Source organism: Nocardiopsis nanhaiensis (genome assembly GCF_054778635.1).
Genome location: NZ_BAAGZJ010000037.1, coordinates 50,465 through 69,385 on the forward strand (window position 1 = coordinate 50,465; position 18,921 = coordinate 69,385).

Annotated in this window: 18 protein-coding genes and 1 rRNA gene; 6 read left to right on the forward strand and 13 right to left on the reverse strand. The window is 71.0% G+C overall.

Annotated features, from left to right (window positions below; all coding sequences use genetic code 11):
* Nucleotides 1-75 precede the first annotated feature (75 nt).
* The 9 genes from ACYVD1_RS18610 to ACYVD1_RS18650 form a co-directional block, all read right to left on the reverse strand.
* Nucleotides 76-1,101: a TerC family protein gene (locus tag ACYVD1_RS18610; RefSeq protein WP_460774219.1), complete on the reverse strand. Its 1,026-nt coding sequence runs from the start codon at nucleotides 1,099-1,101 to the stop codon at nucleotides 76-78.
* A gap of 327 nt (nucleotides 1,102-1,428) precedes the next feature.
* On the reverse strand, nucleotides 1,429-2,511 hold the full coding sequence (locus ACYVD1_RS18615) for a glycosyltransferase family 4 protein (protein ID WP_460774223.1): 1,083 nt from the start codon (nucleotides 2,509-2,511) through the stop codon (nucleotides 1,429-1,431).
* 28 nt (nucleotides 2,512-2,539) lie between these two features.
* Nucleotides 2,540-3,604, reverse strand: a complete 1,065-nt coding sequence (locus tag ACYVD1_RS18620) for a copper transporter (protein ID WP_460774226.1) — start codon at nucleotides 3,602-3,604, stop codon at nucleotides 2,540-2,542.
* A complete protein-coding gene (gene steA / locus ACYVD1_RS18625) occupies nucleotides 3,601-4,800 on the reverse strand; it encodes a putative cytokinetic ring protein SteA (RefSeq protein WP_460774230.1) in 1,200 nt (399 codons plus the stop codon). Before steA ends, ACYVD1_RS18620 begins: the two co-directional genes overlap by 4 nt.
* A 128-nt stretch (nucleotides 4,801-4,928) precedes the next feature.
* Entirely contained in the window at nucleotides 4,929-6,641 is a 1,713-nt protein-coding gene (gene recN / locus ACYVD1_RS18630) for a DNA repair protein RecN (RefSeq protein WP_460774234.1), read from the reverse strand.
* A 48-nt stretch (nucleotides 6,642-6,689) separates the two neighbouring features.
* The gene (locus ACYVD1_RS18635; protein WP_460774237.1) at nucleotides 6,690-7,616 is read right to left on the reverse strand and encodes an NAD kinase; all 927 of its coding nucleotides are present in this window, start codon (nucleotides 7,614-7,616) and stop codon (nucleotides 6,690-6,692) included.
* A 109-nt stretch (nucleotides 7,617-7,725) separates the two neighbouring features.
* Nucleotides 7,726-8,526: a TlyA family RNA methyltransferase gene (locus ACYVD1_RS18640; protein ID WP_460774240.1), complete on the reverse strand. Its 801-nt coding sequence runs from the start codon at nucleotides 8,524-8,526 to the stop codon at nucleotides 7,726-7,728.
* A gap of 21 nt (nucleotides 8,527-8,547) precedes the next feature.
* Nucleotides 8,548-8,727, reverse strand: a complete 180-nt coding sequence (locus ACYVD1_RS18645) for a hypothetical protein (RefSeq protein WP_460774243.1) — start codon at nucleotides 8,725-8,727, stop codon at nucleotides 8,548-8,550.
* Nucleotides 8,728-8,778: 51 nt separating this feature from the next.
* Nucleotides 8,779-9,591, reverse strand: coding sequence for a membrane fusogenic activity family protein (locus ACYVD1_RS18650; RefSeq protein ID WP_460774248.1), 813 nt, complete (start codon nucleotides 9,589-9,591; stop codon nucleotides 8,779-8,781).
* A gap of 254 nt (nucleotides 9,592-9,845) precedes the next feature.
* Here ACYVD1_RS18650 and ACYVD1_RS18655 point away from each other — a divergent pair, with 254 nt between their 5' ends.
* The 4 genes from ACYVD1_RS18655 to ACYVD1_RS18670 all read left to right on the forward strand — a co-directional run bounded on the left by ACYVD1_RS18655 (nucleotide 9,846) and on the right by ACYVD1_RS18670 (nucleotide 13,767).
* Nucleotides 9,846-10,196, forward strand: coding sequence for an SCP2 sterol-binding domain-containing protein (locus tag ACYVD1_RS18655; RefSeq protein WP_460774252.1), 351 nt, complete (start codon nucleotides 9,846-9,848; stop codon nucleotides 10,194-10,196).
* Nucleotides 10,197-10,251: 55 nt separating this feature from the next.
* A complete protein-coding gene (locus ACYVD1_RS18660) occupies nucleotides 10,252-11,541 on the forward strand; it encodes a DUF1015 family protein (protein WP_460774255.1) in 1,290 nt (429 codons plus the stop codon).
* 191 nt (nucleotides 11,542-11,732) lie between these two features.
* Nucleotides 11,733-12,581, forward strand: a complete 849-nt coding sequence (locus ACYVD1_RS18665) for an AAC(3) family N-acetyltransferase (RefSeq protein ID WP_460774259.1) — start codon at nucleotides 11,733-11,735, stop codon at nucleotides 12,579-12,581.
* Nucleotides 12,582-12,747: 166 nt separating this feature from the next.
* Nucleotides 12,748-13,767, forward strand: a complete 1,020-nt coding sequence (locus ACYVD1_RS18670) for an HAD-IIA family hydrolase (RefSeq protein ID WP_460774261.1) — start codon at nucleotides 12,748-12,750, stop codon at nucleotides 13,765-13,767.
* Between the two features lie 20 nt (nucleotides 13,768-13,787).
* Here ACYVD1_RS18670 and ACYVD1_RS18675 read toward each other — a convergent pair whose 3' ends face one another.
* A complete protein-coding gene (locus ACYVD1_RS18675; RefSeq protein WP_460774264.1) occupies nucleotides 13,788-14,537 on the reverse strand; it encodes a single-stranded DNA-binding protein in 750 nt (249 codons plus the stop codon).
* Nucleotides 14,538-14,736: 199 nt separating this feature from the next.
* On the opposite strand from ACYVD1_RS18675, the gene ACYVD1_RS18680 reads away from it, so the two are divergent.
* Together ACYVD1_RS18680 and ACYVD1_RS18685 are read left to right on the forward strand one after the other, a co-directional pair.
* On the forward strand, nucleotides 14,737-15,741 hold the full coding sequence (locus ACYVD1_RS18680; protein WP_460758870.1) for an MBL fold metallo-hydrolase: 1,005 nt from the start codon (nucleotides 14,737-14,739) through the stop codon (nucleotides 15,739-15,741).
* Nucleotides 15,742-15,840: 99 nt separating this feature from the next.
* Entirely contained in the window at nucleotides 15,841-16,776 is a 936-nt protein-coding gene (locus ACYVD1_RS18685; RefSeq protein WP_460774266.1) for a GNAT family N-acetyltransferase, read from the forward strand.
* On the opposite strand, the gene ACYVD1_RS18690 is transcribed toward ACYVD1_RS18685, so the two are convergent.
* From ACYVD1_RS18690 to rrf, 3 genes are all read right to left on the reverse strand, one after another.
* The gene (locus tag ACYVD1_RS18690; protein WP_460774269.1) at nucleotides 16,758-17,201 is read right to left on the reverse strand and encodes an NUDIX hydrolase; all 444 of its coding nucleotides are present in this window, start codon (nucleotides 17,199-17,201) and stop codon (nucleotides 16,758-16,760) included. The genes ACYVD1_RS18685 and ACYVD1_RS18690 overlap by 19 nt on opposite strands.
* A 62-nt stretch (nucleotides 17,202-17,263) precedes the next feature.
* Nucleotides 17,264-18,115, reverse strand: a complete 852-nt coding sequence (locus ACYVD1_RS18695; RefSeq protein ID WP_460774273.1) for a tetratricopeptide repeat protein — start codon at nucleotides 18,113-18,115, stop codon at nucleotides 17,264-17,266.
* 720 nt (nucleotides 18,116-18,835) lie between these two features.
* Nucleotides 18,836-18,921: ribosomal RNA gene (gene rrf / locus ACYVD1_RS18700) — 5S ribosomal RNA — on the reverse strand; the annotation flags it as partial.

An 18,921-nucleotide genomic window follows, 5' to 3' on the forward strand; every position in this document is an offset into this window, starting at 1 on the left:
CGATGTCCTGCGACATGAATCCATCAAGTTCCCCGATCAGGGACTGACCGTCCCACGAGATCGGGGACCGTCGCCCTAGGCTTCGCCCTTGTCGGCGGAGACCGCGTCGCGGTCGGCGTCGGCTTCCCGCCTGCGCTTGTCGATGCCGGACTTGATCAGGCTGCCGACGACGGTGACGGTCATGATGCCGAGGATGACGGTCAGCGAGACGCCGATACCGACCTCCATGACGTCCACACCGTTCTCATGCAGAGCGTGCAGGACCATCTTCACACCGATGAACACCATGATCGCGGACAGGCCCCAGCTGATGTAGGCCAGCCGGTCCATGAGCCCGGCCAGCAGGAAGTAGAGCTGGCGCAGGCCCATCAGGGCGAAGGCGTTGGCGGTGAAGACGATGTAGGCGTCCTGGGTGAGGCCGAAGATCGCCGGGATGGAGTCGACGGCGAAGACCAGGTCGATGACGCCGATCGCGACGATGACCAGCAGCATCGGGGTGACGTGGCGGCGGCCGTCGAGCTTCACGGTCAGCTTGGCGCCGTGGTAGTCCTTCGTCACCGGCCAGAAGCGCTTGACCAGGCGCACGACCGGCGTCTGGGTGAAGTCCTTATCCTCGTCGCCGCCCTTCACGTGGTCCCGGAGGATCTTGTAGCCGGTGTAGATGAGGAAGGCGCCGAAGAGGTAGAAGACCTCACTCCAGGCGTTGATGACCTGGGCGCCCAGGACGATGAAGATTCCGCGCATGATGATCGCGAGGACGATACCGACGAGCAGGACCTCGTGCTGGTACCGCTTGGGGACCGCGAACGCGGTCATCAGCAGGTAGAACACGAAGAGGTTGTCGATGCTCAGGCTCTTCTCGGTGACGAACCCGGCGAAGTACTCGGCACCCGAGGTGACGTTTCCGAAGTACATGACTCCGATGCCGAACAGGATGGCGATGCCGATGTAGAAGGCGGCCCACCAGGCGGCCTGGCGGATCCCGAACTCCTTGGGACCCTTCTTCTTGCTCCACGGGTGGTCGACGATGATCAGATCCAGCGTCAGGATCAGGATCATGGCTGCGATCGTGGCAGCCCAAACCCACAGGGGAACGTTCACGGACGGACTCTCCTCCGGTTGGTGCGCGCGAGCGTTATGCAGGCACGGCGGTTAACCGGAGGTCTCTCCCGTTCACACTCTGACGGTGTGAACCGGCGGAACCGGGAGTACGCCGATGTACTCCGTGATGACGGCGCCGCCGCGACAGGGATACTCCCCTCACGTGGTGAAGCAGGCGCGAAAAGCGCACGAGAACAGCGTACGCGATCCGAACCAGACCCAAGCATGCCAGTAAAACCCCCTCCAAGGAAGTCGCCCGCGCGGTTGTAGTCACCACACCTTCGGGACACACCCACCAGACCGCGGGGATATCCGGACGCGGTGCTGTCACCACCGGGCCACGGACTTGTACACCGAGCACGCCGCCTCCACCGCGTCCTCCTCGCTGGGCAGCCCACGGGCCGCCTCACGGGAGCGGTCGCGCAGGCGGGCGGCGAGTCCGGGATCGTCCAGCACCCGGCCTACCGCCGCAGCGAACGCGTCCGGGTCACCGGGCGGCACCATGAGGACCGTCCCCGCGTACAGGTCGGGGATGCCTCCCACCTTGGTGGCGACCACGGGCAGCCCGGCGCGGAGCGCCTCCATGATCACCAGTGAGGCCCCCTCCCACTGACTGGTCAGGCAGAAGACGTCCGCTGCCGCCAGCAGGTCCGCGACGTCAGTGCGGTGCCCGAGCATGCGCACGTCGGTGTCCATCTCGGCCGCGGTGTCATGCAGCTCCCCCCACAGGGGTCCGTCCCCCGCGATCGCCACCACCGGCTCGGGTGCTCGGTCGGCGATCACCGGTGCCGCCTGGAGCAGCATGTCCAGCCCCTTCTGCTCCGCCAGTCGCGCCACCGACAGCAGGAGCGGCCGCTCCGGAAGGACGGCCAGGTCCGCCCGGGTGTCCTCCCGGCCCTTCAGCGGCCGCCCCGTCTCCGGTGCGGCGACCACCGCCATCCGGGCATCGCGCGCGCCGGCCTCGCGCAGGCTGCGCACCAGGTCACCGGAGACCCCCAGAACGATGTCCGCCCGGTGGGCCACGATCCGCTCCAGCAGCGGGAAGACCGCCCCCGTCGTCCCCGGAGCGGCGGGCGGGGCGTTGTGCGCCGTGACCACCAGCGGCCGGGTCCCCGCCAACGCGCACAGGGCCCCGGCGTGCATTCCGTGCGCGTGCACCACGTCGGCGCCGCGCAACAGCGCACGCAACCGCAGCAGCGCGCCGGGGTCGCCAAGGGACGGCACCGGGCCGATCTGGACCGGTGAGAAGCGCATCCCGGACGATGACAGTCCGAGCTCCCGATCGACGGAGGGCGGCCCGAGCACCGCCACCCGGTATCCGCGCCGGAGCAACCCCTCCCCCAGCGACCGGACATGGCGCCCCACCCCACCGCTGACGGTCCCGACGACCAGCGCGATCCTGCCGTTCACCGCGTTACCCTCCTGCGTTCGAGTACGGTCAGGGCGCCGCCGGGGACGGTTCGACCGGGCCGGGCAGCGGATCGGGGAGGAACCCGGAGACACCCTCGCCGAGGCCGTAGGCGGCGCCGGGCCCTTCGAGGGCATCAGCGAGAGCGAGCACCGCGGCCACGTCGCCGGTGGGCCGACCGACCACGTCCACGGTAGTGAAGGGTGGCTCCTCGGCGCGGACCTGGGCCAGCAGTCCACCGTCCCCGGCCGAGGCGGTGTCCCCCGCCAAGACGGTCGGGCCGATCTGGCTGTGCAGTGCCGCGGTGAGGTCGGACAGGATGCCGTGGGCGGTCTCCTGGTCGCCCGTGGGGGTGTGGGAGGGGGCCACCACGATCAGGGCATCGGCCGACCGGGAGGGTGACCCCTCGACGGCGAGCAGGCCGCCCTCCTGGAAGGCGGACAGGACGGCGCCCGCGTCATGCTCGGGGTCCGATCCCTCCGCGTCGGTTTCCTCGGTGTCGTCTGCTGAGTCGTCGGCTGCGTCGTCGGCGCCGTCCGCCTGACCGTCCGATCCCTCGTCCGCGCCGTCGCCCCCGTCGTCGCCGTCGGCCCGGTCGTCCTCCGTGGCGAGCGCCCGGCCGAGTTCGGCTCCGGCCTTGTCGTAAGGGCTGCCGGAGAGCTCTGCAGGGTTACCCGAGACCTGGAGCGTGAGCTCGTCGACGAAAGTGGACCCGACGCCGTCCAGCATGGCGTCCTCGAGGAACACGCGGCCGACGGCCTCCCCGCCCGCTTCCTCGATGCGCACGCCCAGCCCGCGCACGGCCTCCTCGTCGGCCCCGGGTGCGGCGACCAGCACCACGCCCAGGTCGCTCAGTCGGCCCGACAGGACGTCTCCGGCCACGGCCTCGGCCAATTGGTCGGCACCGGCGTTGAGGCGTTCGGCGTCGTCGCGCTCCTCGCGCAGGTCCTCGCTCTCTCCCTGTAGGTCCGCGCTCTCGGACCGGAGCGTGTTGAGCAGGGGGTCCTGCAGCACCGTGCTGCCCAGGACGAGCCCGACCGTGAGGGCCAGGAAGACCGCCACGACGGAAACGAGGTGATAGCGGAAGTCGATCACAGGAGCCCCGTCATCCAGTAGGCGAACGCGTCCCAGCGCGCAGTGAGAAAGGTGAGGTAGACATGCCCGGCCGGCGAGCTGTAGGCGGCGACCAGGATGGTGAGCAGGCACGCGGCCACCAGGCCGAACAGTGCCCACGGGGAGATGCGGGACCGGTAGAGGCGGCTCACTCCCTGGGCGTCCACCAGCTTCCCGCCGACCCGGAGCCGGGTGAGGAAGGTACTGGCCATGCCCGAGCGGCCCCTGTCGAGGAACTCCTCCAGCGTGCCGTGGGTGCCGACGGCCACGATGAGGTCGGCGCCGGAGCTGTCGGCGAGCATCATCGCGGCGTCCTCGCTGGTCCCGGAGGCGGGGAACACCACGGTCTCGTGGCCGAGGTCGGTGAGCCGTTGGAACCCCGGTGCCCGCCCGTCCCGGTAGGCGTGCACCACGAGTTCGGCACCGCTGGCCAGGGCCCGGTCAGAGACGGAGTCGAAGTCACCGACGATGACGTCGGGCCGGTACCCGGCCTCCAACACCGCGTCCGCTCCGCCGTCCACCGCGATGATGACCGGTCGGAACTCGCGGATGTACGGCCGGAGCGCGACGATGTCCTCGCGGTGGTGGTAGCCGCGTACCACGACGAGGACGTGGCGGCCCTCCATGGCGGTACCGACCACCGGGATACCGACACCGTCCAGGAGCAGGTCGTGCTCACGCTCCAGGTAGGTCATGGTGTTGGCCGCGAAGGCCTCCAGCTGGGTGGCGAGCCCGGCGCGGGCTTCGGCCATGGCCACGGCGACCGTGTCCTTGCTCTGGAGGACCCCCTGCGCCACGATCTCCCGGCCCCGGTACAGGGTGGCGCCTTCGAGTCGCAGGCGCTCCCCGTCCCGGACCCGGGTCAGGACCTCGGGGTCGACGTCGTCCACCAGGGGGATGCCGGCGGCCACGATCATCTCTGGCCCCTGGTTGGGATAGCGGCCGCTGATACCGCGGGCGACGTTGAGCACCGCCGACACCCCGGACCCCACAAGGGCCTCGGCGCTGACCCGGTCCAGGTCGACGTGGTCGATCACGGCGATGTCCCCGGGGCGCAGCCGCCTGGTCAGGTTCTTGGTGCGGCGGTCCGAGCGGACGGGAGCGACCAACCCGGCGGGAAGCTCCCCCTGGGCCCGGCGCGACCGCATGGTGGCTCTGAGCGCATCCGATACCTTCATCGCTGACATAATGTCAGAATTTACTTACCCAGGGTCACAGCAGCGGTCCGATCGGCGTTTTCGGGACAAACCGCCAACGGTGCCCGCGCCCGGTCGGCGCGAACACCGCGAAAAAGCGCCGGGAGAGTCTACGTGGCCGGGTAGGCCCGCTCCGGGTCGGCGTTGGTCAACAGCTCCTCGGCATGGGCCCGGCCCAACTCGGAGTCCTCCAGCCCGGCGAGCATCCGCGAGAGCTCGCGGACCCGCCCGCCGCGGTCCAACAGCACGACACCGCTCTCCGTGACCAGCCCTTCGGTGGACTTCTCCACAACCAAGTGCGCGTCCGCGAAAGCAGCTACCTGCGGCAGGTGCGTGACCACGATGACCTGCGCGCGCTGGGCCAACCGGGCCAGGCGCCGACCGATCTCCACCGCGGCCTTGCCACCGACTCCGGCGTCCACCTCGTCGAAAACGAAGGTGGGGACCGGGTCCGCGCCAGCGAAGACCACCTCGATCGCCAGCATCACCCGGGAGAGCTCACCACCGGAGGCGCCCTTGTTCAGGGCCAGCGGCGGGGAACTGGGGTGCGGAGCCAACAACAGCTCCACCTCGTCGCGGCCGTGCTGGCCGAACTCCTCACCCGTGGTGATGCGTACGCTCACCCGCGCGTGCGGCATGGCCAGCGCGGTCAGCTCCTCGGTGACCGCCGAGCCGAACCGCTCGGCCGCGGTCTGACGCACCTCGGTGAGCTGGGTCGCCGCCTCGTCCATCCGCGTGTAGAGCTCGTCGGCCTCGGCGCGCAGCTCCTCGATGCGGTCGTCGTCGCCGTCCAGGTCGGCCAGGCGCTTGGCGGCGTTCTCGGCCCAGGCCAGAACATCGTCCGTGGTCTCGCCGTACTTGCGGGAGAGCTGGGTCAGCAGCGCCCGGCGCTCCTGGATGGCGGCCAGACGGGCCGGGTCGGCATCGACCGACTCCGCGTAGGAGGCGAGCTCGGTGGCGGCGTCGGTGAGGATGTAGGACGCCTCGTCCAGGCGGTCCCCGATTGCGGCCAGCTCCGCATCGTGCTCGCGCACGGCCGCCACGGCTTGGCGGGCGGCCGACAGCAGCCCCGCCACGTCGGCTTGCACCTCGGCCGCGGCCGGGTCCCCGGTCAGTGCCTCGTGCGCGGTGGTCGACGCGACACGGAGACCGTCGGCGTGGGCGAGCCGGGTCTCCTCCGCCAGCAGCTCGGCGTCCTCCCCCGACTGCGGCTCGGCCTCGGCGATCTCCTCCACCCCGAACCGGAGCATGTCGGCCTCCTGGGCGCGCTCGCGCGCCCGCTCGACCAGCTCCTCCAGTTCCGCGGAGACCTCCCGGTGGCGCCGGTAGGCGACGGAGTACCGCTTCATCGCCTTGGCCAGGTCGTCGCCGGCGAACCGGTCCAGCGAGGAGCGCTGGCGGTCGGAGCGCAACAGGCGCTGCTGGTCGGACTGGCCGTGCACCGCTACCAGATCGTCGGCGAGGTAGGCGAGCAGGCTCACCGGCGCAGAACGGCCGCCGATGGTGGCCCGGGAGCGTCCCTCCGCCGACACCGCACGGTTGAGGATGAGGACCTCGTCGTCGATGTCGCCGCCGGCTTCCAGTACCCGCTCGGCCACACGGCCGCGCTCGGGAACGGTCAGCCTGCCCTCGACCATGGCGCGGTCGGCTCCGGGGCGTACCCGCTGCGGGTCGGCGCGTCCCCCGAAGAGCAGCCCCAGCCCGGTGACGACCATGGTCTTACCCGCGCCGGTCTCACCGGTGACGACGGTCAGGCCCGGCGACAGCTCCAACAGGGCCTCGTCAATGACTCCGAGGCCTTGGATGCGGACTTCTTCGAGCACCGATCCCTCTCCTGATAGTTGACACCCTCTGCGTGCGACGGCGCCGGTTCAGCGTCCGTGCGCGGCCCGCCCCCGCCATCCGGCGACCGGAAGGCCGAACTTGGCCACCAGCCGGTCGGTGAACGGCGCACGGTGCAACCGGGCCAGCCGGACCGGCGTATCGGCACGGGTGATCTCGATTCGTGCTCCCGCGGGCAATTCGACCATACGCCGTCCGTCGCACCAGAGCACGCCCGGAGTCGTCTCGGGCAGCACCTCCAGTGCGACCGTGGCGTCCGGACCGACCACCAACGGCCGCGCGAACAGGGCGTGCGCGCTGATCGGCACAACCAACAGGGCTTCCACATCCGGCCACACGACCGGGCCGCCCGCGGAGAAGGCGTGGGCGGTCGAACCGGTGGGGGTCGCGCACACCACCCCGTCACAGCCCCAGCTGGACAGGGGGCGCCCGTCCACCTCCAGGACCATCTCCAGCATGCGGCGGGACTCGGCCTTCTCCAGCGTCGCCTCGTTGACGGCCCAGGAACGGACCGGGGGCGCGCCGTCGCCCCGCCCGCCGTTGAACACCGCCACGTCGAGGGTCATGCGCTCCTCGACGACGTATTCGCGGCTCACGACGCTGCGCACGGTGGCGCCCAGGTCCTCGCGTTCCGCCTCGGCCAGGAAGCCGACGTGCCCCAGGTTGACCCCGAGCAGCGGGGCACCGGCCGGGCGGGCGAGCTCAGCGGCCCTGAGCAGGGTTCCGTCGCCGCCGAGCACCATGACGAGTTCCACGCCCTCGGCGGCGTCGGCGTCCTCGACGGCCTCGACCGGGGACAGGGTGCAACCCGCCTCCTCCAGCCCTTCGACCTCGCTCTTGAGCATGCGTACGGTCAGCCCCGCCCGGCTGAGGCGTTCGTGGACCAACTCGGCGCTGCGCACCGCGGCGGGCCGACCGGTATGGGCCAGCAGGAGAACACTGCGTCCGCTGGTCATCGCCGTCCCCTTACGTTCACTCCCCCACAGGGAGCCTGGTGCTGGCCGGGCACTCGACCGCGCCCGGCCGGGTCACGTTATCGGACTCCAACGACAGGAGGCCACGCCCTCAGGAAGGGCCGTCCTGGACCGCCTTCTCGAGCTGGACAGGGTCCAGCGGCGGTGCGTCGGCGCGCATCCACAGGAAGTACTCGACGTTCCCGGATGGGCCCGGAAGCGGGCTGGCGGTCACGTCCAGCACGCCCAGTCCCAGGGTGAGGGCGTGGGCGGCCACGTCGGAGACTGCCTCGGCGCGCAGCTCGGGTTCGCGGACCACACCGCCCGCACCCACGCGGGCCTTACCGACCTCGAACTGGGGTTTGACCATCATCGCGAAGTCCGCGTCGGAGGCCGCACAGTCGCGCAGCGGCCCGAGGACCAGCTTGAGGGAGATGAACGACAGGTCACCCACCACCAGGTCGGGGCTGGGCCCGTCGATCTGGTCCGGGGTGAGCTCCCGGACGTTCACGCGCTCCATGACGCGAACCCGGTCGTTGCTGCGCAGCGGCCAGGCGAGCTGCCCGTACCCGACGTCGACCGCCGTGACGTGTCCGGCGCCCCGGCGCAGAAGTACGTCGGTGAACCCTCCGGTGGAGGCGCCGGCGTCCAGGGCGTGCCGACCGGACACGTCCAGCCCGAAGGCGTCGAGAGCGCCGACGAGCTTGTGTGCCCCCCGGGAAACGTAGGACGGCTCCTCCGGAGGGGTGCGCACCACGATGGGCTGGTCGGTTCCGATCTGGGTCGCGGCCTTGGATGCCACCATGCCGGCCACACGGACGAAACCGTTCTCGATGATCTCGGCCGCGTGGCTCCGGGAGCGTGCGTGACCGCGGCGGACCAGTTCCGCGTCGAGCCGACTACGTTTTGCCATGGTCACCTAGGATACCGGCCGTTATCGGGAACTCTGCGTACTCTGCCCCAGCGCGCCCAGTACCCCGGACAGCTCCTGGTGGAGGGTGTCGAAGACCGCGACGTGCTCGTGGGTGGGCAGCGCGTCCAGGCTGGCCAGCCGTTCCCGCGCCGCTCCGAGCGTCTGTTCCGCCAACGCTTCGGCCTGTTCGCCTGAGTCCATGAATGCCCCGTTCTCCTCGTCTCCCCGGTGGACTGGTGTCCCCGGTGGACTCTACTTCTTGGTGCCCTTGCCCTTGGTGGTGCGTTTGGCGGCGGAGCGCGAGCGCGTGTTCTTGGTGGCGGTCTTGGCCCCTGCTTTGGCTCCGGTCTTGGCCTGGCCCCGGGACGCCGAAGCCTTGGCGGTGGCGGGCTGTTTCGCGGTCTGGGCCTTGGCCGCGTCCTCCTCGGAGGGTTCGGTTTCCTGGCCCTCGTGTTCCTGGCCCTCGTGGTCGCCGCTCTCCCCCGTCGCGTCACCGTCCTCAGCCGTGCTGGCGGCCTCCGAGTCCCCTACTGTGTCGCCCGGTCCGGCACTGGCGGCGGTCTCGTCAGCAGCACCGTCACCCGACACGGCCTCGTCGTCGGGCTCGCCGACCCGGGCAGCGGCTTCGTCAGTCCGCTCGTCGGTCAGCTCCTCCGCTACCCCGGGCAGCGACGAGGCGGCACCGCCGCGGGGCGCCAGGACCCGTTCGACGGCGTGCCGGGCGGCCATCCGCCGCTCGAGCTCGGCGACCCGGCGGGCCATCCGGTCGTACTCGGCACGGGGGACCACGTCCAGCTGTTCCAGGGCCTGCTTGACCTCGTCCCTTACCAGATCGGCGACGGCCGCCCGGTTGGCCTGGCTGGTCTCGATGAGCTCGCCCGCCAGGGTCTGGATGCTCTGCCCCACCCTCGGGGGCGGCCCCTCTCCGTCCGAGCTAGGGGGCACGGCGGCCCCCGATCCGTTGGCCCGCAACAGCGTCTTGGCCGCCGCGACGGCTTGCTTGCGGGAGAGTTCGGTGAGGCCATTGGCGGCGTCCAGGTAGGTGCGTACCGCGTCGACGACCATGATGACGTGCTCCTTGATGGGACCGCAGGAGGAAAAGAACGAAAAAGGGCAAGGGGAGCAAGGGGAGGGAGGGGCCTCGGTGCTCCAGGGGGGGTCGACGCCAACGCTACCGGGGTTGGAGCCCGCGTGACACGCAAACAGCGGAGCCGCTCCCACTCGCACCGTCCACCACCGGGGCGATCCGTGCCCTTGTTCCCATTGGCCCGCTTGGCCGGTTGTCGTCCAGTGCCCGGCGAATGGGGCATCATATGCCCATGAGCAGCATCGACGCGTGTCTGGCGGATATCTCCCAGGCGAACGAGCGCATCCTCGCCCAACCCGTGGAACGCCGCCGCGCACACATCGTCGAACGCACCGTGAGTGTGGTCGTCCCGGACGTGGCGACCGTCTTCGACATGCGCCTAACCGTCGACGGCCTCACCGACATCACCCAGCGTTCGATCGGCACCCCGGCACCCGAACCGCAGGTCCGCGTCACCGTCTCCAGCAGCGACCTCGCGGACCTGGCGGCTGACCGGCTGGACCCGGCAAGGGCACTCCTCACCCGACGGCTGCGGGTCAACGCCAGCATCAGCGACATGCTGCGCCTACGCCGTGTGCTCTGACCGCACGCCGCGTCGGAGGGCACCGGTTCCGCCAGGCGGCGGGTACCTTGCTGGGATGCCTCGCCAACCTCTCGACCTGGCCCCCTTCCGCGGCCTGCGCTACGCCGCTCCCGACGTCGACCGCTTCATCGACGGGGCCTCCGACATAGCCCGGCTCCTGGCCCCGCCCTACGACATCCCCGACGCGGAGGAAGCCCGGAAGCTCCAGCTCTCCGACCCGCACAACGCGGCGAGGGTCACGCTGCCCTTCGAACTGTCCCGGCAGGCGACGACGGGCGAAGACGCGGCCTCTCGGCGCTACCTGGCCGCCGCAGACCTCCTGCACAGCTGGATCGCCGACGGGGCACTCGCACTGGACGGAGACCCCGCGCTGTACGTGTACGAACAGGTCACCGCGGACGGCCGGGTCCAGCGGGGCCTGGTCGGCTCCCTAGGGCTCCCGGAGGAGGGGCCCGAGGCGGCGGAGCCCGCCGTGCGCCCCCACGAAGACGTGGCCGACCCTCCGGTACGGGACCGCTTCCTCCTGATGGGCACGGCGCGGGCCAACCTCGAACCGATCTTCCTCGTCTACCGGGGCGCGGGCGGAGCGGCCTCGACCGCCACCGAAACCACCGGAGACCGGGACGACCCCGTGGTCTCCACCCGCACCCGTGACGGCGCCGAACACCGGCTCTGGGCGATCACCAGCCCCGACCTGCAGCGCGAGATCTCCGCCGACCTGGCCGGGCGCTCCGCGATGATCGCCGACGGACACCACCGCTACGCGGCCTACCAGCGTCTGCGCAGGGAGGAGAGCGACCCCGGTTGGCGCCGCGGGCTGGCCCTGCTCGTGGACAGTGACACCCACCCGCCCCAGCTCGGCGCGATCCACCGGGTCCTGCCAGGCCTGGACACCGGTGCCGCTCTGTCGGCCGCCCGCTCGGTGGCCACCGTGGAACCGGTCCCGGGCCCCGACCCGGACCTCCTGAGCAAGGTGGACACCCCGGCCCTGCTGTTGGTGTCTCCCGGGGGAGATGCCCACCTCGTGAGCGGCTTCGGCGAGGACGCACTGGAGCGGGCGATGCCCGACCACTCCCCCGACTGGCGCCGACTGTCCACAGCGGCTCTGCACAAGGTGCTCCTGCCGCTGTGGGGGTTCCCGGAGGACCGCGTGCGCATGGTGCACGACGCACCGGGCGAAGCGGTCTGCGCCGCCCGGAACGAGAAGGGCACCGCCGTCATCGTGCCGCCACTGCTGGTGGACGAGGTCTACGCCGTCGCCGACCGGGGCGAGCTCACCCCCCGCAAGTCCACGTCGTTCGGGCCCAAACCCCGTACCGGCCTGGTCATGCGCATCCTCGACTGACCGCGTGCCGAGGTGCTCCGGAGGCCGTGCCGGGCACCGTCCGCGTGTTGGGGCACCCGGGACGACGTACCATGCGCCGGACTCCCGGAACGGTGCGCCGTTGCTCCGGAAACCCGCTGGTTTCGGAACCCGGGCCTCTGCGAGCATGACGGCACCCCGTTCCTTCCCGCCCCCTCAGGAGTAGTGCCACCGTGACGGACCCCGCCCCCGCCCCGATCCCGTACCCGAAGGACCTCGGCGGCCCCCGGACCCGCAGCTCCCTGGTGCAGGACCTTGCCCGGCTGGGCGTCAGGCCCGGCGACACCCTCCTGGTCCACACCTCCCTCAGTGCGCTGGGCTGGGTGTGCGGCGCCACCGAAACCGTCGTCCATTCCCTTCTGGACACGGTCGGCGAGGCCGGAACCCTCGTGGTCCCCACCCAGACCATGGACAACAGCGACCCCTCGAGCTGGGGCAACCCACCGGTCCCGGAGTCCTGGTGGGCCACCATCCGAGCCCAGGCACCGGCCTTCGACCCGCACACGACCCCGAGCGCCCACATGGGCCGGATCCCGGAGGCGGTGCGCACCTGGCCGGGGGCCGTGCGCAGCACTCACCCGCAGACATCCTTCGCCGCGCTCGGCGCCGACGCCGCCCCCCTCATGGCACCGCACCCCCTCGAATCGGCCCTGGGTGAGCGCTCACCCCTGGCCCGGCTCGAGGAGACCGACGCCCGCGTGCTGCTGCTGGGTACCGGTTACGACTCCTGCACCGCCTTCCACCTCGCCGAGTACCGCGTGTCGGACCCGCCCACCGAACGCTCCTCCTGCGCGATCCGTACCCCTGAGGGCGAGCGGGCGTGGGTGACCTTCAGCGGTACCGCCCTCGACGAGTCCGACTTCCCGGCCCTTGGTTCGGCCTTCGAAGCGACCGGAGCCGTGACCGCCGGTGCCGTGGGTGCCGCGACCGCGCGCCTGTTCTCCCTTCCCGACGCCGTCGCCTTCGCAGTCTCCTGGATGACCGCCCACCGGCCCCAACAGCGAAGCGCCGCCCACCCCTGAGCAGCACCTGAGCTGTCCCTGCCGTGACCCGCGGCGCGGGAGCGCCGGGCCGCGGCCCCTGCGACACAGCGCACACCCGGCCCGGGGGCGCCCGGGACCGGTCGCCCGACGGCGCGCCATAGCCTGGAGGCGACCACACCCACCGCACGGAATCGGACCTTCCGCCATGTCGCTGCAGGCAGCCGCCCGCCCGCTCAACGAGCTCCACGACGCGATGCTCCTGGACCTGGACGGGGTCGTCTACATCGGCCCGAAGGCCGTTCCCGCCGCCCCGGAAGCCGTGGGCAAGGCTCGCGCCGCGGGCACCCGGGTCGCCTTCGTGACCAATAACGCCGGGCGCACCCCGGCCCGGATCGCCGAACACCTCACCCACCTGGGGGTGCCCGCCGCCCCCGAGGACGTGGTCACCTCCGCCGAGGCCGCCGCACGGCTGGTCGCCGACCGGTACCCGGAGGGTTCGGAGGTGCTGGTGGTCGGCGACACCGGTCTGCGGCAGGCCGTCCACCGGATGGGTCTGCGGCCCGTCACGGTCGCCACGGACGCTGTGGTGGCCGTGCTCCACGGCTACTCGCGCACGATGGCCCGCGACCTCCTCGACCAGGGCACACTGGCGGTCGCCCGCGGCGCGTTCTATGTGGCCAGCAACACCGACGCCACAGCACCCACCGAGTGGGGTGTCACCCCCGCCAACGGCTCCTTCGTCCGGGTGATCGCCCACGCCACCGGGGTGGAGCCGGTGGTCGCCGGCAAGCCGATGCGTCCCCTGCACGAGGAGGGGATGATGCGTACCGGCGCGACCAGCCCTCTCATCGTGGGAGACCGGCTGGACACCGATATCGAGGGGGCCACCACGCACGGCGCCGCCGGCCTCCTGGTCCTGTCCGGGGTCGCGGCCCCGCAGGACCTGTTGGCCGCACCCGCCCACCAGCGTCCCCGCTACCTGTCCTGGGACGTGTCCGGGATGAACGAGACCCACCCGGGCCCGGTCCGCCACGGAAGCGGAGAAGGCGCACGCACCGAGTGCGGCGGGTGGACCGTCACCGCAGAGGCCGATGCGGTACGCCTGTCCGGAACCGGCGACCGGCTGGACGGCTTGCGTGCCCTGTGCACGGCGGTCTGGGCCGACGACTCGATCGACCCTGCGGGTCTCCCGGTCACGGAGGCCCTGACAGCTCTGGGCTGGTAAACCTCGATGCAGCGGTGCCCTCACCGCTGCACCCCGCGCACCAGCGCGGTGGAGTCCACCTCCACTTCCAATACGCTTCGGATGCCGCTCCATCCCCGCCAGACGCGGCGGCGCAGCGCACCGGTCACCCGGACCACGTCACCGATCCGCCAGTCGCGCACAGCGGCTTGTGTGTCCGCGTCGAAGGAGACGAGGGTCAGCGAGTCGACCCGCTGGCGTGAGCGGTGCGGCTCGCTCGGCCTGGCCACGCAGATCCGCCAGAACACCAACCGGTCCCCGCTGGGGAGGTCGCGCTCGGCCGGCGCGGCGGTCACCCGGCCGACCGCGACCACCTCGTTGAGGTGGCCGTGGTCGCGTTCCCCACCGGTTTCGGCCGTCCCGGTGGTTCCCTTCCCCGCCCCATCAGCGGCGGCCCCGGAACGCGGAACCGGATCACCGTCGACCGGGGTGCGCGGTGCGGTCTTTCCCTGGGCCTTCTTCGAGGACTTCCTTACGGTCGGCGCAGACGTGGTCTGCTCCCGGGGAGCCGTCCGGCCCTTCTCCCCCGCGGCCCGCCCGGTCTTCCGGGGCCGCTTCTTGGCCGGGGGACCGTCCGGCTGTTCCCGGACCTGAGTAGCGGGCTCCGGCGGTTCGGGCGGGGTTCGCCGGGACGTGGTTCCGGAGGACGTGGTCCGGGGTCCGCCAGCGCTCCGGGAACGTTCGGGGCGGGGCGAAGCGGATCGAGGGGACGGGGACATGGCGACGATGTGGGAGAGAGCGGGTGTGAACACGGGGGCCTTCCCTGTGAGAGTGACCTGGTGTGCGCGCGCTGACTCCAGGATCCCCCGGCCTCCGCCGCTGGAAAAGCCCCACTGGAAATCTGTGGACAACAAGGTGGACCCCGCCACGAACAGCCATGACACCCTTGTCCTAGAGTCGGGTTCGGTCCGACCCGGGCCGCACGACGCTTGAGGAAGAGGGGTGCCTGCCGTGCACGACGACGTGGACGTCAGCGGTCTGCCCGAGGGGATCGTCCCGCTGGGCAACGAGATCTATGCCATCGACACGATGCTGGCCGGATACCCGGGGGTCGTGTCCGCCTACCTCATCCGCACCGAGCGGCCCTGCATCGTCGAAGTGGGCACCGCCGGTTCGGCACCGGTCCTGCGCGATGCCGTCATCCGGCTCGGCCTGGCCCCCGAGGACCTCGCGACCATCGTGGTGACCCACATCCACCTGGACCACGCCGGCGGCACCGGCGACATGGCGGCACTGTTCCCCAACGCCGAGATCGTCGTGCACGAGCGCGGCGCCCGGCACCTGGCCGACCCCAGCCGCCTGATGGCCAGCGCCAAGATGGTGTGGGGCGATCGCCTGGACAGCCTCTTCGGGCAGATGCAAGCCACTGAGGCCGCCCGCATCCGCTCGGTGGCGGAGTCCGGCGAGATCGACCTCGGCGCCGGACGCAAGCTGGTGTCGCACTACGCCCCCGGGCACGCCAAGCACCACATGGGGCTGGTGGACAGCGGGACCGGCGACCTGTACGTCGGGGACGCCCTCGGTGTCCACAACCCGCTCACCGGGGACCTGCGCCCGGCGACCCCGCCCCCGGACTTCGACATGGAAGCCTGCCTGCGCACCCTGCGCCTGTTCGGCGACATCGGCGCCCAGCGGCTCATGTTCTCCCACTTCGGAGCCGTCGACACGGTGTCGGAGACCATCGACCGCGCCGAGAGCGAACTCCGCTTGTGGGTGGAGACCGTCCGCGACGCGCGGGACACCGGCGGGGACCTGGACCACGCCATCGCGATGGTGCGCGATAAGGTGATCTCCCGGTACCAGCCGCTCCCGCCGGAGGCCTCACCGGAGGCAGCGGCGGTCCTGGACACGCTCAGCGGCCCGGAGGCCAACGTGGGCGGGATCGTGCACTGGCTGGACAAGCTCGCCCAGGAGCAGGCCGAGGCGAAGAAGAAGGCCGCGGAGGAGCGGGCCTGATCCCCTTTTCCGGCCCTGGACGCTTCGGTGTTGGACGGCGGAGCGCCGTGCGGAGAAAAACCACGTGCGCCCCCGACACCCCGCGCGTAGCCTCCCGGCATGACGCCCCAGATTCGTGCCCTGCGAGCAGCCGACATACCGCGGACCTTGGCCCTCATCCACGAGGCCTTCCCCTGCTTGGTCCTCACGGAGGAAATGATGCGGTGGCGGTTCGACCATCCGCCGCCCATGTTCACCGACCGGCACTTCGTGGCGGTCGAGGGCGCGTCCTTGGTCGGGCACGTCCGGTCCCGGCTGTACACGGGAGAGACCGGACCGCGCAGGGGTTGGACGTATCTGGGTGCCCTGGCAGCTCCGCACCGGGACGGCGACCTCGCGGAGCGGTTGATCGCGGCGTCGGAGCACCATCTGGTCGAGCACGGCGCGACGGTTCTGCGCACCGACGCGGCGGAGGAGGGTGTCCAGAACGGCGGTGAGCGGTTCCGCGAGGCGGTCCTCGACCGCGGGGGCTACGAGCTCGCCGAGAACCACCACATCCTGGGCATGGCTCTGAGCAGGCTCCCGGCCCCGCCGACCGCGCCAGCAGGGGTCGAGACCCGCCGGTGGTCCGAGTTCGCGGAAGGCCCGCGGCCGCTCTACGAGATCGACAAGGCGACCTCCGCCGACGAGCCCAGCGATGTGGACTTCGGCTTCGTGTCCCACGAGGACTGGCTGGAGAGCGTCTGGGGAAACCCGCTGGCCGACCTGGAGAGCAGCCTCGCTCTGCTCGTCGACGGGGCTCCCGTCGCCATCTCCTGCTACGTGTCCGACCGGGACCGGCCGATGGAGTCGGCGATGACCGGGGTCCTCCGGCAATACCGTGGCCGGGGCCTGGGCGGGTACGCCAAGAACACGGCGCTCCACGGTGCCCGGGCACGGGGGTTCACGCACGCCTACACCGGCAACCACGAGACCAACAAGCCGATGCTCGCCATCAACAACCGGATCGGTTACGCCCTGGCCGGAACCGAGAGCACCTACGTCAAACGGCGCTGATTTCCGCCCGGGCCCCCGGAGCACTCCCGCGCGCCGGGCAGTCCGAGAACTTCGAGCAGGTGCGCGTACAGGCCGTCCGCCCAGGACAGCTCCTCCTCCGGGGGCAATCGGTCGAAGGCTCGCACCTCGACGGTCTCGAACTCCCCGCTGAGGGGGTCCAGGCGCACCACCGGTGCGTGTGTGACCACCGTGGTGTGGCCGCCGGACAGCACGTAGTACCCCAAGGGCCGGATGTCACCGAGGGTGGCTCCGGCCTCTTCGTGTGCCTCGCGTCGGGCAGTGGTGTACAGGTCCTCACCGGGTTCCCGGTGCCCTCCCGGGAACTCCCAGGCCCTCCGCCGGTTGCGGACCATGAGGGGGCGCCGCGCACAGAAGGTCAGGCACACCACGGAGTCGTACTCTTCCGGGAGTGTGCCCAGGTACACGACCGCGCCGCCGAGCTGCGGCCAGCCGCCCGACGACGCGTCGTCAGTGCGCTCTGAGCGGGTCAGTCCCGACCCTCGCGGCCACCGCGGTGTTCGTCGCGGCCGCCCCGGCCACGTTCATCACGCGGGGGACGGTCGTCGCTCCGCTCTCGGCCACCCGACCGGTCGCGCGGATCGGGGGCGGCCTCGGCGGCGGCTTCGTCCGCATCCGCTTCGACGTCGGTCCAGACGATGCCGTCCTCAACATCGATGTCCACCAGCTCGACACCCTCGATGGCAGCGAGGCGCTCGTCGGCGTCGGTCACACCATCGCGGTCGACGGAGGAGGCACGCGCGAAGTACTCGCGGGCGTCCTCGGTGCGGCCGATCTCCTCCAGGACATCGGCGTAGGCGTAGAACAGCCGGGCCACGTAGGGACGGGCCCGACGCTCCTTCAGCTCCGGCACCTGGAGCTCGGCCAGCGCAGCCTTGATATCACCCATGTCGCGGCGGGCCCCCGCGGCGACGATGCGCAGCTCGATACGCTCGTCCGCGTCCAGATTCTTACCAGCGGGGTCGTTGGCGACCTCGAGCGCCCGCTCGGGACGGCCGAGACCGCGCTCACAGTCCGCCATTACCGCCAGGAACGTGTCCCGTCCGCTCATACGGCGTGCAGCACGCAGGTCGGACAGCGCCTCCTGCCACTTGCCCACGGTGTAGGCGGCGATACCGGATGCCTCGCGGACGCTCGGCAGACGGGATGCCTTGCGGCGGGCGTAAACGGCGTGCTTGTAGGCGCGTTCCGGGTCCTCGTCTACGAGCATGCCAGCGGCCACGATGTGCTTGCCGACCAGCTCAGCGAGGGACTTGGGCAGCGAGTGCAGGTCGCGCTTGGTGTCCTTGTCCAGCTGGTTGTAGCTGGCCTCGTCGGGCAACGGCGGCGCGATGTCCGCGGGGTCCCGGTCCTCACGCGGAGGACGGCGGTCGTCCCGGCGATCGTTGCGCTCGAAGTCGCGGCCACCGCCACGCCTGTCGTCACGGCCGCGGTAGCCTCCGCGCTGACCGTCACGCTTTCCCTGGTATCCACCACGACGGTCATCACCACGGCCACCGCCGCGGCGGTCATCACCACGGAAGTCACGGCCACCACGGCGATCGCCGCCCCGGTCGTCCCGACGGTCCCGGTCACCACCGCGGTAACCCCCGCGGTTCCCGCCACGGTCGTCGCGACGGTCTCCCTGCCTACCCCCGCGACGGTCACCACCGCGGAAGTCGCGGCGGCCCTCTTGGGATCTGTTGTCGCGGGAGCCCCCGTAGCCAGACCGGGGGCGGGGCTCGTCACCATGCCCTCGACCGTCAGGCTCACCGGAGCGGTTACCGCTGTGGTCGTTTGCTCCGGAGTCCTCGCGGTCTCCCGATCGGCTGTCGTCAGTCATCCAACCCGTCCGTCAACACTCAAAAGCGCTGCCACCTAGGCAGTAGCAGCGCCGAATAGTACTCGTTCCTTCCAGCTTACGACATGGTCCGCCCACCCATCACCAAAGCCGCAGGACACGACGGTGGGCTTGTCCACAAGCGCCCCACATTCACATGTTCACAAGTGGACACAAAAAAAAGGGGGGTCGCCCCCGCAGGAACAACCCCCCAAAGAAAAACCGTGGCAGCGACCTACTCTCCCACCCCACCACAGGGCAGTACCATCAGCGCAAGGAGACTTAACGACCGGGTTCGAAATGAGACC